Genomic DNA, 15,547 nt, shown 5'->3' with positions numbered 1-15,547 from the left:
CCTTGTCTGTTATTCGATAAGGTGGTTTTTTAGTCGAATATTGTGGTTTCAATTTGTAAACGATAACTATATCTGCATACTTATCATAAATTTTCAGTACACGGGGTAATTATGGAAGCCACTTTTTGGACAAATACCATTTGGTACCTACTTTTAGGACTAGTATCGATCGTTGAAATATTTGTCGTGATTTATCATGCTGATAGGAAACTGTTTACATTTGCCTATTTCTTGTCGATTTTAGGGTTAACTTTTATCTTTGAAACAGTCGTACTTATCTATTTAGATTCGTATGAGTATTTTCCGAAGATTACCAAGAATCCTCCTCTTGCATTTGATGATAACCTTGCAGGGAATGTCTTTTCTCAAGTATCTGTCTCCGCATCTGCTCTGTTATATGTCATCTTTAATCTAAGGTATTATTGGGTTTTTATTTTTGCCGGGATTTATGGATTAGTTGAAGAATTATTTTTGGCATTAAATATTTATCAGCATCACTGGTATCGTACGTGGATGACCCTCGTATTAATTTCAATTTTCTTTTGGATTGCAAATATGATGTATGCTAAATTGAAACAGGGGATGAAGTCGATTGCCTATTATTTATATATATTGCTTGCATTATTTCCCTTGTATACTGTGTTACTGCTATGGGGGATTTTTATTTTATTTAGAATACAAAGCTTTAATACAGAATGGTTATCTAACCCAATTTGGAGTCGTTCAAGCATTGTTATAATGAACTATACTGTTTTTTCAATTATAATGATTATCATCATTTTAAAAAAATTACACTGGGTTATACAGGCAATCGTGATCTTTTTTCTCTATTTAATATACTTTACTTGTTATCGTTTAGGTTGGTTTGTTATTAGGGACGGTTGGTTCTTAGTTGTTTCTACTGTAGCCATTTTTTGGTTGTATATTTCTGTACACTTTCTAGACAAAGCATTTGGCAGTTCAAATAAATTTCACACATTTCGCACCGATCCAATCGATGAGTAAAATGTACATAAATTAAATAAGTCGACTGCCATTTGAGTCGACTTTTTTAATTTTTTTGTGTTAAAATTGTCTGTTGATTTCCGTTCCAGGTGCTCCCTTTCCGCGGGGAGTCCGGGAGCCTGTCTAACTGCAGCGGCTAGGGGCTCGCAGGTCTACAGCCAATCCGTCAAGAAGGTCAAAGAACGACCTTCATGCCGGCTCGTCTTATGCCTGTCGCCCCTGGGCAAGCCGCTTCCGCTTTTCTTTCTCCTCGGCGTTTTACGCCTGAGGGGTCTCCCGTGACACCTTCTCCCGCAGGAGTCTCGCACCTTCCACTCCAATCAACAGAGCGCTCAAAACTTTACATCGTTCTTAAATAGAGCCAATTTATAAAGAAGGATTTGTACGTAATGCCTTTTCTTTTACTTTGTATACTTGATAAAGGACTAGCGCAATAACGGATAGAACCACTCCTGGAAATGTAAGGAAGTCCGATTGATAGAGAATATAACCATCCACCAAGTACGGGACCAACAATTCGGCCGATTGAATCAAAGGAAGAAAGGAGTCCAGTTGTGCTTCCATATCCGATTGAAGAGCTTTTTGTTAAAACAGAAGAAATACTTGGGCGAATCACGCCATTTCCTATTCCAAAAATGGTTAAATAAACAGCTGCCGTTACAAAATTATTGGTAAGCAGAATTAACGCAAATCCAATGATAGAAATAATAATTCCGCCTTGGATAACTGGTCCATCTCCAAATTTCTTTGTTAATTTCCCCATTAAGCCGCCTTGTACAAATGCACCAGCTAGCCCCATAATCATAAACACATATCCCATTTCGGTCGAATCCATTCCAGCTTTTTCAGCCGCAAAATAAGCAAATGTTGCTTCCAGACCTGAAAGAGAGAGAAATGAATAATTGTAAAATGAACAAAATCGAAAGGTTGCCGTTAAAAGCATCCCAGATCGATCCTTTGTTTGTGCTATTATGGATTCGGCTTTCAATTGTTGATGACTCTTTTAAAAATAGAACGACCATCACAAGTGTTAACAGTGCAGAAATCCCAGACAGATAAAATGGTAGGGTGAGACTATACTTAGAAAAGATACCTCCGATTGCTGGTCCGAATACAAATCCTAATCCAATTCCAGCCCCAATCATTCCCATCCCTTTACCACGATCCTCTGGTGTTGTAATGTCAGCGGCATACGCCATCGTCGTTGGCATGTTCGCCGCAGAAAGAACACCTCCGATCGTTCTGGCTAGAAAAAGCATCCATAGGTTGGTTGAGACCGCCATCATAAAGAATGAAAGGGCAAGTCCGGCTATCCCGATTAACAGAACCGGCTTCCGACCAATTCGGTCAGACACTTTACCCCACATTGGTGCAAAGATAAGTTGCATTAACGAATAGATTGCCATGAGCAATCCGAGTTCGGTCGGAGAAGCTCCAATCTCCTCAGCGTAGAACGGAAGGACTGGAATCATGATTCCAAATCCGACATAAACGAGAAACATAATAAAGAAGAGGATCATTAAAGCATTTTTATTTTTAATAGCCATCACATCCTAACAATCAAATCAATAATATCTAAATTTATCATATTTATCATAATTTTGGAATGGCCATGCTCGCTCATTCAATTTTCTCACTAAAGGACTTGTTTAAATTTTTATTATTTTATGATAAATTGGGATTTGAAAGGGTGATATTGATGGATTTTACAAATGTTAGTTTAGCAAAAAAGGCCAATATTTATTTTGATGGAAAAGTAACGAGCAGAACAGTATTTTTCTCAGATGGTACAAAAAAGACATTGGGAATTATGCTTCCTGGAGAATATGAGTTTTCAACCTCACAGAAAGAGGAAATGGAAATCCTTTCTGGTCAATTGGAATTTAAATTAATGGGTGAGGAATGGCAGGAGATCAATGGTACGGGCGTGTTCTTTGTCCCTGCAAATGAGTCATTCTTATTGAAGGTTACAAGTGTGGTTGATTATTGTTGTTCTTATCACGATTAGTAATTTGAATACAAAAAGTGAGAAGCAGAGTCCCAAGTAATGGAGACTCTGTTTTCTTTTGTGATGAAAAACGACCCTTAATAACAAAACCGAACAATTCCATACAATGTGTCTAGAACTTCTTCTGCCTCTTGTTCTTTTCCAGGAGGTATAGGAATTTGAAATTCAGCAACCGTTTCTGTCTCTCCAGCTGAAAATTCTATTTTGATAAAAATGCATGCTGGATTCCCGTTTGTAATCTTTAAATCCTTAAAATAAGCAAAACGATTCCAACTGTAAAATATAACATCTCCGATTAGCACTCCATCCGGGCAAATATAGACTTCTTTTACGTGTTCAAGTTTCTTTTTATACCACGATAAAGCACTAGCCCTTCCTTGGAAGGAGGCGAAATTAATAGAATCATCATAGGTCCAATGGGATAAATATGTCCTATCACCACTTAAGATTTTTTTTCTAACTGAATTTGTTTTTTTCTTCGTAAACCAGAACAGAGAATAAATGGAGATGCCGATTAACAAAAGAATACCGATAATAAATGGGAGATAAAAGCTCATCATTTACACCTCCGCAAAGTAAATCGTTATTATTAATCATATTGGCTCTGAATTTAATTCATTCCATTATCTACAATTCATCCAACATAATACGGAATAAAAATTAAACGCAATGAATGTTCTCGATTCCTTTTATGTTCCAAGCACTTAACAAATGGTGTAATTAAGGTATAATATAATAGTTGAATCTAGCCAAGTTTTATTGGTATACAAGCAAAAGTTGAAAGCGAGTGTTCATGATGGGTCGTAAATGGAACAATATTAAGGACAAAAAAGCGTCAAAGGATGCAAATACAAGTCGTATTTATGCCAAGTTTGGCGTTGAAATTTATGTAGCAGCAAAACAAGGAGAACCCAATCCTGAGTCAAATCAAGCATTAAGATTCGTACTTGAGCGTGCAAAAACGTACAATGTACCAAAGCACATTATCGATCGTGCCATTGATAAGGCAAAAGGCGGTTCTGAAGAAAACTACTCTGAGCTTCGTTATGAAGGTTTTGGACCAAATGGGTCGATGGTCATTGTCGACGCATTAACCAATAATGTCAATCGTACTGCGTCTGATGTTCGTGCAGCATTCGGGAAAAATGGAGGTAACATGGGTGTAAGTGGTTCTGTTGCTTACATGTTCGATGCTACTGCAGTTATAGGACTTGAAGGAAAAACAGCAGATGATGTTCTAGAAATACTAATGGAAGCAGATGTAGACGTTCGTGACATCATTGAAGAGGATGATGCGGTTATCGTTTATGCAGAGCCAGAACAGTTTCATGCCGTACAGGAAGCATTGAAGAGCGCTGGAGTTTCAGAATTCACGGTTGCTGAGCTGACAATGCTAGCGCAAAATGACGTAACGTTACCGGAAGATGGACTAGCAAAGTTTGAAAAAATGATTGATGCGCTTGAAGATTTAGATGATGTTCAACGTGTGTACCACAATGTTGATTTAGGCGAATAATACATACAAAGATAGACCTTTAATTCAATTTAACAGGTCTGTCTTTTTTTGTGGCTAAATTTTGAACTTTTTTTGAAAAATTCATTGACGAATCATTCAATCTGTCATATATTAGTATTAACTTAAATAAGTTGTTATATAACAGTTAAAAGGAGGATAAACGGATGGAAATATATCGCGAAGCTTATGAAAATTACAAAAGTGCTTGTGAAAACTATGGGATGGAGTATATTTCATTTACTTATTTCATTAAGAATTTAACAAATGAACAAATTCATGAATATAGTAAGCAATCAAATTATTGATTAGGAAGTGATTAAGACGGAATCCCATGTCGAACTCAAACCATAAAACCCTGCACGTTTACAATTAAACGGAGCAGGGTTTTTTATGCTTTATGAAGGGTGGATAAACGAAAAAAGCATAGCGATTATATATAAACTATGATAAAAAAATAAACATTATAAATGATTAGGACAAGCTTCATGAAATTTCGCTATGTCTAAATAATCTATGTTAAAATAATGATTATCAAAATATTTCACGAAAGTGGATCTTCATCGTAAAAATTGATAATTCGGCGGTGGAATGATGGGCTATAAAGGAAGAATAATAACAACGTTTATCAGTTTGTTAGTCGGCATACCCTATTGTATATACAACTTTATTTCACTTCATAGCATCCTAAGGTTAGAAATTGATTTATCTGTTTTAATCGCTGTTACGATGATTATTTATTGGCTAGGAATGCAGTATGACAAGGCCGATTTCTATCATAAAGAGTTAATGAAAAAACAAAAGCAACTGACGCAGATGGCTTACTATGATGAATTAACATTGCTTCCCAACCGCTCCCTACTATATAAATTTTTAAAAAAATCAATCCAACAAATAAAACTGGATAATAAGTCGTTTGTTGTGTTATTCATCGATTTAGATGGATTTAAAGTAGTAAATGATGAATTTGGCCATTATATTGGTGATTTGCTACTGGTAGAGGTTGGAAGCACTCTGAAATCGTGTATAAGTGAGAAAGATATGGTTGCCAGGCTGGGAGGAGACGAGTTTATAATCGTGCTAACTGATTGTAATAAGAGCTCGGCAATTGAGATTGTCGCCTGTGTTAAAAACAAATTTTCAAAGCCTTTTATCCTAAATGGTCGATCTGTGCAAATCACAGCAAGTATTGGAGCAAGCATATCACCAGATGATGGATTGGATGAGGAATTACTGATACAACGTGCAGATAAGGCGATGTATGAAGCAAAAAATAAAGGAAAGAACACGGTTGCTTACTATCAGCCCAGTATAAAATAAAGGACCTTCTACACTTTTGAGGAAGGTCCTTTAAAAATTTACAAATAAAAAAACGACGCTAATTTGTCGTTTGAAATGGAAACACTATATTTTGAATTGTAAATAATGAATAGCCATGATATGATAATCAATGGTGATATAATACCGAAACATTTTCTTTAAATATATCCTATAATAACATTAACACAAACAAACATGAAAGTCAACGATTTGTTTAGAAATAATTTTTGGGAGGAATTCGATGAGCCACGATAAACATCCTGAATGGGGTTTGGAACAGGAAAGGGTAAATAGCATAGTTACAGAAATTGATCAAAAAATGATGCTTTTGCAGGAAAAAGGCGGCAACGTTCGGAAAGATGTAAAAGAGCTGCGCGAAACATTTTGGAGTGATGTTACCGTTAATATGGATGAACCGGATGACGTTATCGAAACGCATACGAGCTTAAGGCAGCAAGCGGAATTGCTAGGTGAACGTGAACGAAACCATACTCATATTCATCGACAAATGCAAACGTTAACCCGTTTGAAGTATTCACCGTATTTCGGCAGAATTGATTTTTTCGAAGATGGTGAAAGAGCTGCTGAAACAATCTATATTGGAATTGCATCCTTTATGGATCAAGACGACCAAGAATTCCTCATTTATGATTGGCGGGCTCCAATCTCAAGTCTGTATTACGATTTTCCACCAGGTCCAGCACATTATAAAACACCCATTGGAACCATAAGTGGCGAAATGAATTTAAAACGGCAATTTATCATTAAAGATAGTCAAATTACTGGGATGTTTGATTCTGGGGTAACCATTCGTGATGAAATGCTTCAGGCGGTTTTAGGGAATAATGCCGATACACAAATGAAAAGTATTGTCGCAACCATTCAAAAGGAACAAAATGAGATTATTCGTAATGAGCGGAGTCAGATTGTAGTAGTGCAGGGAGTAGCGGGAAGCGGGAAAACATCTGCGGCCTTGCAGCGGGTTGCCTATTTGCTCTATCGTTACCGTAATACGTTATCACCGGAAAATATCATTTTGTTTTCACCAAATCCATTATTTAATAGTTACATTTCAACGGTGCTCCCAGAGCTGGGAGAGGAAAATATGCAGCAAAGCACCTTTCAAGAATATCTTGATCAGCGGTTAAGCAAAGCGTTCATGCTAGAAGACCCATTTAATCAAATTGAATATTTGTTAACTGAAAAAGAAGCACCGGAATATCAAACAAGACTTGTAAGCATTCGCTATAAGAGTAGCATGGCATTCAAACAACTTATTGAAGCTCATGTTGAAGAATTAGCCGAAAAGGGTTTATTTTTCAAACCAATTGTTTTTCGGAAGAAAATGATTGTTTCAAAAGAACAAATCTATGATTATTTCTATAGCTTAGATCGAGGATTCTCAATACCAAATCGTATTCAGCTTGTTAAAGAGTGGTTATTTAAAGAACTGAAAAAATACGCTAAACTTGAAAAAAAGAAAAAATGGGTAGAGGAAGCTGTTCAATTTTTAGACAAGGACGATTTTATCGATGCGTATCAGAAATTAGAGGAAAAAGGTTTTTATTCCGCTAACTCGTTTGATGACTTTGAACGCGAGCAAGAGCTGTTAGCTGAGATGCTTGTTAAGCAAAAAATGAAGCCGCTTTTTAATCGCGTAAAAGCATTTCATTTTGTCGATATGGTAGCGATCTATCAGCAATTATTTCAAGAAGAAAATCCTCAGCCAATCGAAAATTGGGTAAAAATATGCAAAATGACCAATCTGAATTTAGAAAATAAATCAATCCTATATGAGGATGCGACACCTTTTGTGTACTTACAGGATTTGATTCTTGGGAAAAGAACCAATAGCTCTATTCGGCATATTTTTATTGATGAAGCTCAGGACTACTCCCCATTTCAACTTGCGTTTATAAAAGAAATGTTTCCATATAGTAAAATGACCCTGCTCGGTGATATCAATCAAGCGATTTACACAGAGTCAAGTGGCACAGCAAAATCTTTAACCGAAAGGGTTGAGCAGACGGATTCTGTTGCTACTTATGTTTTAAATCAAACCTATCGCTCTACTAAGCCGATTGTCGAATTTACAAGTTATATTGTCGAGGATGGAGAAAAAATTGTCCCGTTTAATCGTGAAGGAACTATACCTGTGGTTGCAATTCTTCCGTCGAAACAAGAACTTCACCTTAACTTGCTTGATCAAATTCAGCAATATAAAAAAGAAGGACACAATACGATAGCAGTTATTTGCCGGACCGCTTTAGAAAGTAAAAACGCATATGCTGCATTAAAAGACCAGATCCCGATTCGCTTGGTTGAAAAAGGTACGATTGCCTTTGAAGCTGGAGTGGTTGTCATACCTTCCTATCTTGCTAAAGGAATCGAATTTGATGCTGTGATCATTTATGATAGCTCCCAATATATTGAGGAAAGTGAACGGAAATTATTTTACACTGCTTGTACGCGTGCGATGCATGAGCTTTACATTGCATCGATTGTTCATGTTAGTCCATTCATGACAAATATTCCTCCTGATAAATTTGTGATCAAAGACTCTACTGACAATAAAGTAAAAGGGCTGTCTGACTAATCATCAGCAGCCTTTACTTTTTAGCTATCACAATCATAGCAGGGGAAGTAACCGTGTATTCATGTTCTTGAAAATCTCCATATAGTGCTATTTCTGAAAATCCTGCCTCTTGGAGTACAGATACCATTTCATAGGACTGAAGGGGATATAGTTCAACTGTGTTTTCAAAGAATTGGGTTTCTCCATTCATTTCAACTGTGAGAGCACCTGTAAATAGGATTTTATTATCTTGGATATCATAGGTTCTTTCAAAGGTTATTCCTTCTGATTTTTTAATGATAGGTAAGCTAGTGATATGTTCAGCAATAATTCTGTCATAATTAACTGACTGGATGATCAATGTACCATCGCTTTCAAGCATTTTATACAGATTGGTTATCATTTGCCGTATATGTTCGAGGGATTGTAAATGCACGATTGAATTTCCGATGCAAATAATCATATCAAATGTAACGGTATCAAGTAACTCGATTTTTTCCATGCTCAATTTCATGACATTTAGGTCAACATTATCGTTTTCTGCCTTTTCCTTCATTTTTTCGACCATTTCGTGTTCGATATCTGTTGCTGTTACTTCAAACCCTTTTTTAGCTAACAGAAGCGCTTGATTGCCTGTTCCCGCAGCTATATCTAGAATCCGTGCCCCTGGTGCACAGTGTTTCTCAATAAATTGTATTTGAGCAGGATTAGCAGGGAAAAGAAGATCATAGTAATGATTCAACTGTTGATAGAAACTCATAAACAACCTCCTATAATAGTATGGTTTTAAATATTCTATTTCTATTATAACCTTTTATTGATTTATATGATGGAAAACAGCCGATTAGGTATGAAAGGCTTTTTTGTGGAAAATATAGTAGATAAACTGTCTTATTAGAATAAACATCGTTGCTATAGGTGAAAAGTAATAAAATCTTCACAAATTTTCAAGTTCAATAAATGATAAAATAGCTTTAATGCGTAAACTGATTGGAGAGACAGCTATGGAGGAATTACTTAAACAATTAATTCAAAATGTACAAGATATTAAAGAAAACGTGTCAAGGATTGATGATTCGATTCATGCCTTGGAACAACGGTTATCCCGCTTAGAAAAGATGGATAGTATTGAACATCGCGTTTCGGTCAATCAAATCGATTTATCAGATATTAAAGAAATTGTTGAGAAAATGGAAGAATTCCAACGAGAGGAAGTTCTTCCAATGGCAAAGCAAATTAAAGAAATTCATCGCCATGAAGATCTTCATTTAATCCATAAACGATTAGATGCCCATCTAACAAAAATCGCTCAAAATGAAGAAGCCATTCTCATGCTTTCTGAAAAAGGGGAAGATTAAATTTAAGAAATCATTCCCAAAAAAAATCACACGAATGAACGTGTGATTTTTTTTGTCCTTTTATTAATTGTCTAAATTAACTTGAGTACGTGTTTTGAACGAAAGTTGTTTTTTCAAATTTACGGTAATATCTTCTAGAAGTAGTTCCATGCCGACAACTGTGAGTGACAAGAAATCAGCATAATGCTTTTTAACTTCCCATTTTAACTCGTGCTCTCCGCAAATACTGTATTCATTAATGCCTTCAATCTCTTTTTTAATCTTCAATAGTTCAGCTGTTTTTTCAGCTTCAGGAAGAGTCATTAAATGATCAATCTTTTCAATATATTTCATCGATGCAGTGATTTTCCCTTTTACATCTTCATGTGTAGCTTTGTCAATCAAGTTATACTTGAGCTTAAAGTCATTTAGTAGACTAGCAGATTCATAGGTAGAGTTAACAATGTCATCTCTTGTCATTTTGTTTGTTTCATAGCTTAACATGTATTTCCAAGAAGGCGCCTTTATCGCTTCACGATGATCTTCGAGTGTATGACAAAACTTTTTGTATCCATATAATTCTGGATTCTCAAAGGCTGGACTCGCTGGATCTAAAAATGGTGCTAATGGTGCAACAAAATACGATAAGCGACGGTCCTGATTACAAGAATTGTGTATTTCTTCAACAAAGTCAATATTTTTGAGTGCACTAGCATAATCTTGGTCTGGAATACCAACCATGAAGAACAAATCAATTTTTGCACATCCGTGCTTTAACGCATAGTTTAAAGTATTAATTACCTTTTTATTGGTACAACGGAATTTCCCATTGAAACGTCTAATTCCTTCATCGTGAGTTTCTAAAGTTAGCTCCATGCTATACTTTGGAACTGCTTCATTAATTTGTTTAAAGAATTCTTCGTCTGCGTATTGGAACAATTCAAATACAAGTTCATTTTTTAGATTAATTTGTTTTAATCGGTTTAAGAAATCATCAACATAGGCTTTTCCACCTTGTCGAATATCATGGAGGATGAAAATTGGTGCTCGGCTAAAACGTTGTATAAATTGGATGTCCTCTACTAGCTTAGCTGGAGAACGTAAAGCCAAACCTGGTCGGTTACAGTTTTGTTCGTAAGACTGCTTTGATCCACCACAAATCAAACAACCTTGTGTACAACCACGGGCAGTTAAAATTGCTGTATTCGGATATTGTAACCAGCCGTTGTATGGAAGTGGATCTTTAAAGTTGAGATATTTAAAGACTGACTTAATTGAATAGCGGTAACCGGGTACATCGAATTCATCTAAGCTATCAGGAACATAAGAAATTGGATTGTAGATTACATCCCCATTTTCCTTTCTCCAAGTTAGGTTAGGAATATCAGAAAAATTCTTTTTACCGAATTTGATTTCTTCAATTAACATGAGCATTAATTTTTCAGTCGAGTCACCACGCATGACGAAATCAATAAAAGGATATTCAAGTAATTCTTTATGATAATACGTTGCTGATAAGCCACCAAAAATCATCGGTGTATCAGGATGTAGTTTTTTTACGATTTTCGCCAGTTCAATACTGCCGTGTGCGTGAGGAAGCCAATGAAGATCGATTCCAAACGCTTTTGTTTTAATGCCTTTTAATTTTTTCTCGACATTGAAATTGGAGTTCATTAGCATGCGGTTGGCAATATTAATGATTTTTACTCGTAGGCCGTAACGCTCTAAATAGTCTGCAATGCTGGTAAGACCTATTGGGTACATTTCAAAAGCAGGCGAGGATGGTACCACATCGCTAATCGGTCCTGCTAATAAGGAATTTTCTCTGAAATCGTATACACTTGGTGCATGTAATAAAACTAAGTCGTATTTCACCATTTATTGTCACCTCTAAAGTTAATAACATAGGAGAATAATGCGTTTTTTCTATCCTTGTGTTAGTAATGTTTATGTGCTAATCGTATATAAAAAGAGAAGGTAATTCTATAAATTAAGGATTGTGTCATGAAACGTTCGAAAAGCTGTTTCAAAATATTGTCTAACTGTGACATATTACATACAAATGAACGTATTTTATTAAAAAACGCGTCGAGAAATACTGTATTAAGATAGTTTCGAAACATATTGAATTATTTTAAAAATAGTGTAAAATTACACTTAAGAAATATTTGGAAAGAACAAGGGGGTGCAGGTAGACAATGAGTCAACAGGAAGAGCGGAAAAAAGTCTTTATGACTGAATTACATCATTTAGTTGAAGAAGATTACATTTCAGGCAAACAATTTAATGAAATGGCTAAAGCATATCAACGATATTACGCTGAGTTATCTGTTCAGCAAGATAACAGAATGGAAATACCGCATGAGAAAAAACCGGAAATACAACTGCAAAGTTCTAGGCAAGTTCCAGAACAAATAAAACAAAAGCATGTTAAACCGATTCCACCAAAGCAAATACAAGAAAAGAAAAGATTGTCACAGGAGGAGCAAAGGGAAAGAAATATATCTTGGTCCTTAAATCTTGGAGTCATTTTGTTATTAATTGGCGGGCTATTCGTGGCCACAAGTAATTGGGCGACGATGGAAAATTGGATGAAAAGCGGGTTAATTGGACTTGTATCACTCCTCTTTTTTGGGATTTCCTACTTAGCAAACAAGGTACTAAAAATTGAAAAAACTGGTTTTGCTTTTATTGTTCTAGGTAGTTTGTTTTTACCAATATTTCTATTATCGATTGGATGGTTCGAACTAATAGGTGGTTATTACTCCTTTACTGGCGAGGGACGCTTTCTATTTGGATTTATAAGTAGTCTTCTAGTCATTCCAATCTACCTTTTGATTGCTAAAAGGCTATCATCAAGATTGTTTGTTTGGTTTTCTTATCTGGCTACAACAGTAGCTGTTGCCTATTTGATTGCTTCGTTTAAATTAGAGCGTGATTGGTTTTATTTTGGCTTCATGCTTTACAATGTTTTAACTGTTTTTCTATTTCATCGCTTTAAAACAAAGGATGCTTACAAACTCTTCACAAAGGAACTGGTAGTGTTTGCGCAAATCCAACTGATTTTGTCCTCGTTGATAACGATGGTTTTTTATGAAAATCATCTAGTAAATGGAATCAACCTTTTTATTACGGCAGCTGTGTATTTAGCAATGGTTTACGTAAGTGGTCGGAAGGAGTATCACTTCGTTTTTAGTGCGTTAATTGTTTATGGGGCATATCAAGTAATTGAAAATTCTGTGTTAGTCGATTATTACGAGGTTTTATTTGTTCTTGTTGGTATTAGTTTTTTGGCAGTGCCTAAATTATTGGATGAACAACAACAGTGGAAGAAAGTTTTTCAGCTGACAAGTTCTATAGTGTCTATGATTGCGTTTGTCTATATCAGTATGGATGCATTGTTTACGAATATGAGGATGGAAAATCCATCTTGGGCACTTATTCTGGCATATTTTCTTTTATCTGGTCAATTTCTTTATTTAGCTAATGAAATGAAGGCTTTGTTATTTCAGTATTTAAGTCCTATCTTCATTGTTGCAGGAATGTATGAACTGATACAATTCTTCAATTCCTGGTTTGGTCTTGACGATTTGCATACACCGATTTTTCTTATTGGTTTTGGCTTGTATACGATACTTGGCAGTGTCATCCATTTCCCGATGCTTTCAAGTATCATAAAGAGTTCGCGGGATATTGGCTTACTCGTCATGTCGGCTATCATCTTTCTTGCACTCATCGATCAACATCAGCTCGAGCTAGGTATCATCCTAATACTATTTACTGTACCACTGTACTTATGTATCCATTTAGAGGATCGTAAGGGGTATAAGAATGTTGCTTCTTGGCTTTTGCCACTTTCCAATGCAGTGGCATTTTCCGCATTTGGTGAAGTGCTACGTCTAAATTCATTCTTTTATCAACAATATTTAGGGATATCGATGAATGCTATTCTAGGAAGTGCAATTTGCTTTATATCCTATTTCGGCTGGAAAAAAGTTAAAAAAGAGGAATTAGCTTGGAACTCATTTATGATTGCACAACTATTTTACACTTTCGGGATCCTGTTTGTGGTCACCTTTAATGTGAATGAGCTATGGATGCGCCCGCTGGTTTTCTTAGGTGGTATTGGAGTTTATGTGGCGTTCTTCAATCTGACAAAGTATAAGTGGATCCCTTACCTTATAGCAGTAACGACTTTGATTTCCTATTTTACGATTTTACAGTCGATTTACCTTAAGGTAATGGTCCCAACAAGTATAATTTACCTAGAAAACATCATTGCAGCTGTACTTTTACTCTCTTTATCCTATTTAATGAAAAATTATAGCGCGAGTATCGCCAATGGCTTTGCATGGGTTGGGCATATATACCTCCCATTAGCATTTGGTTTAAGCTTTTTTAGCTTTGTGGAAAAATCGTTTATTAGTTTTCTAATCGGCATTGTCCTATATATGACTAGTGCATATTTGGTCAAAACCGAGTGGAAGTGTAAAACGTTCTTATATGCAGGATTTACTACACTTTACTTAACAGTGTTAACGGGAATGATGAACTATCATATTAAATTAGAATTGTCGTATGCATTTTTCATTACAAGTTTAATGATCGCTGTATATGGGTTATTGGCAGGACATAGATTTCAGCATTATACGAAATACTATCTAGTACCATTTTCGATGATTGGGATCGCTGGGTTTATAAGTAGTTATCCATACTCGATAAACTTGTATATTGTTACGATCCTATACTGTGTCTGTTTACTCCTATATTTAATCAAAGTCGAATGGGGGAAAATGACAGTCTTACCATTGTTATTGCTCTTTGGGGCGACCATGCAGTATTTACAAAATGCTGATTATCCAACTGAGACCAAACTTTTGATTGTCAGCATATTCGGTATCCTGTTATTTATTATCGGAAAAATCGTCTACAACCAATTTTACCAAGAGGATGAAAAAGGTACTGTTATCCAGCTTGATGGGTATACCATTACAGCCTTTCTTTATCTTGGTTCGGGTTATTTATTTATATCAGACGCTATCTGGTCTAAATTTATCCCAGGTATATTGATTTCAGTAGGTTTAGCGCTGCAATTTAATAGAGTTCCAGAACGCTATAGGGTGTGGATTAAACTTATAGCAGGAATTTATTTACTCGAGCCCTACTATTCAACGGTCTTGAACCTTCAACTGCCAGCATTGCTCGAAAGGGAAATCGTTGTCTTACCATGGCTGATTGTCGTTATTTACTTAGGACGTTGCTTAAATGGGAAATATCAGCAGCTTATGAATCGACTTCATTGGTTCGTATTGATCCTCATTTCATTAGCACTCATTCAGGATGGGTTGGAAAGTTCAACGGTCTATGATGCGTTAATTTTAGGATCATTATCACTAGCTTCCATGCTTTCAGGAATGTTTATGAAGGTTAAATCTTATTTTCTTGTTGGTTCAGGAGTTCTTTTATTGAACGTATTTTTACAAACCCGTCCATTTTGGGGGAATATGCCGTGGTGGGCTTATTTATTAATTACGGGCTCAATCCTCATCGCAGTTGCCAGCTACAATGAATGGCATAAACAAAAGTCAGCGAGGGGAGAAACAACGGCCTTAACCATTCTCAAGCAAAAGCTTGTCCACTGGTATAAAAAATGGGATTAATCCTTTGGGGGCTGACGAAAATGTCAGCTCTCTTTAAATAGTTTTTATGTTTATGAGCACCAATAATGGTATAGAAGGATAAAAGGGTGGGTTTATTGAAGTCATCGATTTTTGTATAGAAAAATAATA

At 35.8% G+C, this 15,547-nt stretch carries 11 protein-coding genes and 1 pseudogene; 8 read left to right on the top strand and 4 right to left on the bottom strand.

The genetic code is table 11. The annotated features are described in order from the left end of the window. Positions 1–111 precede the first annotated feature (111 nt). Positions 112–1,005: a hypothetical protein gene (locus RGF10_RS12980; RefSeq protein ID WP_318502661.1), complete on the top strand. Its 894-nt coding sequence runs from the start codon at positions 112–114 to the stop codon at positions 1,003–1,005. A gap of 366 nt (positions 1,006–1,371) precedes the next feature. Here the strand turns inward: RGF10_RS12980 and RGF10_RS12975 are convergent. Continuing rightward, a pseudogene (locus RGF10_RS12975) lies at positions 1,372–2,546 on the bottom strand (MFS transporter). Between the two features lie 155 nt (positions 2,547–2,701). Between RGF10_RS12975 and RGF10_RS12970 the strand changes: the two are divergent. After that, positions 2,702–3,013 (top strand): pyrimidine/purine nucleoside phosphorylase, encoded by a 312-nt coding sequence (locus RGF10_RS12970; protein ID WP_318509453.1) that lies wholly within the window; start codon positions 2,702–2,704, stop codon positions 3,011–3,013. Between the two features lie 77 nt (positions 3,014–3,090). On the opposite strand, the gene RGF10_RS12965 is transcribed toward RGF10_RS12970, so the two are convergent. Further along, complete coding sequence (locus RGF10_RS12965) at positions 3,091–3,573, bottom strand: hypothetical protein (protein WP_318502659.1); 483 nt, start codon at positions 3,571–3,573, stop codon at positions 3,091–3,093. Between the two features lie 236 nt (positions 3,574–3,809). Between RGF10_RS12965 and RGF10_RS12960 the strand changes: the two genes are divergently transcribed. From RGF10_RS12960 to helD, 4 genes are all read left to right on the top strand, one after another. Next, positions 3,810–4,529 (top strand): YebC/PmpR family DNA-binding transcriptional regulator, encoded by a 720-nt coding sequence (locus RGF10_RS12960; protein ID WP_318509451.1) that lies wholly within the window; start codon positions 3,810–3,812, stop codon positions 4,527–4,529. Between the two features lie 164 nt (positions 4,530–4,693). Next, the gene (locus RGF10_RS12955) at positions 4,694–4,834 is read left to right on the top strand and encodes a hypothetical protein (protein ID WP_318502658.1); all 141 of its coding nucleotides are present in this window, start codon (positions 4,694–4,696) and stop codon (positions 4,832–4,834) included. A gap of 283 nt (positions 4,835–5,117) precedes the next feature. After that, entirely contained in the window at positions 5,118–5,846 is a 729-nt protein-coding gene (locus RGF10_RS12950; RefSeq protein WP_318502657.1) for a GGDEF domain-containing protein, read from the top strand. A 241-nt stretch (positions 5,847–6,087) separates the two neighbouring features. Then, positions 6,088–8,442, top strand: a complete 2,355-nt coding sequence (gene helD, locus RGF10_RS12945) for an RNA polymerase recycling motor HelD (protein WP_318502655.1) — start codon at positions 6,088–6,090, stop codon at positions 8,440–8,442. A 13-nt stretch (positions 8,443–8,455) separates the two neighbouring features. Here the strand turns inward: helD and RGF10_RS12940 are convergent, their stop codons facing one another. After that, positions 8,456–9,181 (bottom strand): class I SAM-dependent methyltransferase, encoded by a 726-nt coding sequence (locus RGF10_RS12940; RefSeq protein WP_318502653.1) that lies wholly within the window; start codon positions 9,179–9,181, stop codon positions 8,456–8,458. A 244-nt stretch (positions 9,182–9,425) separates the two neighbouring features. Between RGF10_RS12940 and RGF10_RS12935 the strand changes: the two genes are divergently transcribed. Next, positions 9,426–9,779: a hypothetical protein gene (locus RGF10_RS12935; RefSeq protein WP_318502651.1), complete on the top strand. Its 354-nt coding sequence runs from the start codon at positions 9,426–9,428 to the stop codon at positions 9,777–9,779. 63 nt (positions 9,780–9,842) lie between these two features. On the opposite strand, the gene RGF10_RS12930 is transcribed toward RGF10_RS12935, so the two are convergent. Next, entirely contained in the window at positions 9,843–11,636 is a 1,794-nt protein-coding gene (locus RGF10_RS12930) for a TIGR04190 family B12-binding domain/radical SAM domain protein (protein WP_318502649.1), read from the bottom strand. Between the two features lie 320 nt (positions 11,637–11,956). Between RGF10_RS12930 and RGF10_RS12925 the strand changes: the two genes are divergently transcribed. Next, positions 11,957–15,418 (top strand): hypothetical protein, encoded by a 3,462-nt coding sequence (locus tag RGF10_RS12925; RefSeq protein WP_318502647.1) that lies wholly within the window; start codon positions 11,957–11,959, stop codon positions 15,416–15,418. Positions 15,419–15,547: the final 129 nt, after the last annotated feature.

The sequence above is a fragment of the Bacillus sp. T3 genome (assembly GCF_033449965.1).
GTDB lineage: Bacteria > Bacillota > Bacilli > Bacillales > Cytobacillaceae > Bacillus_BU.
Note: the sequence above shows the minus strand (reverse complement) of the source record. Positions and strands in the feature narration are given on the sequence as shown.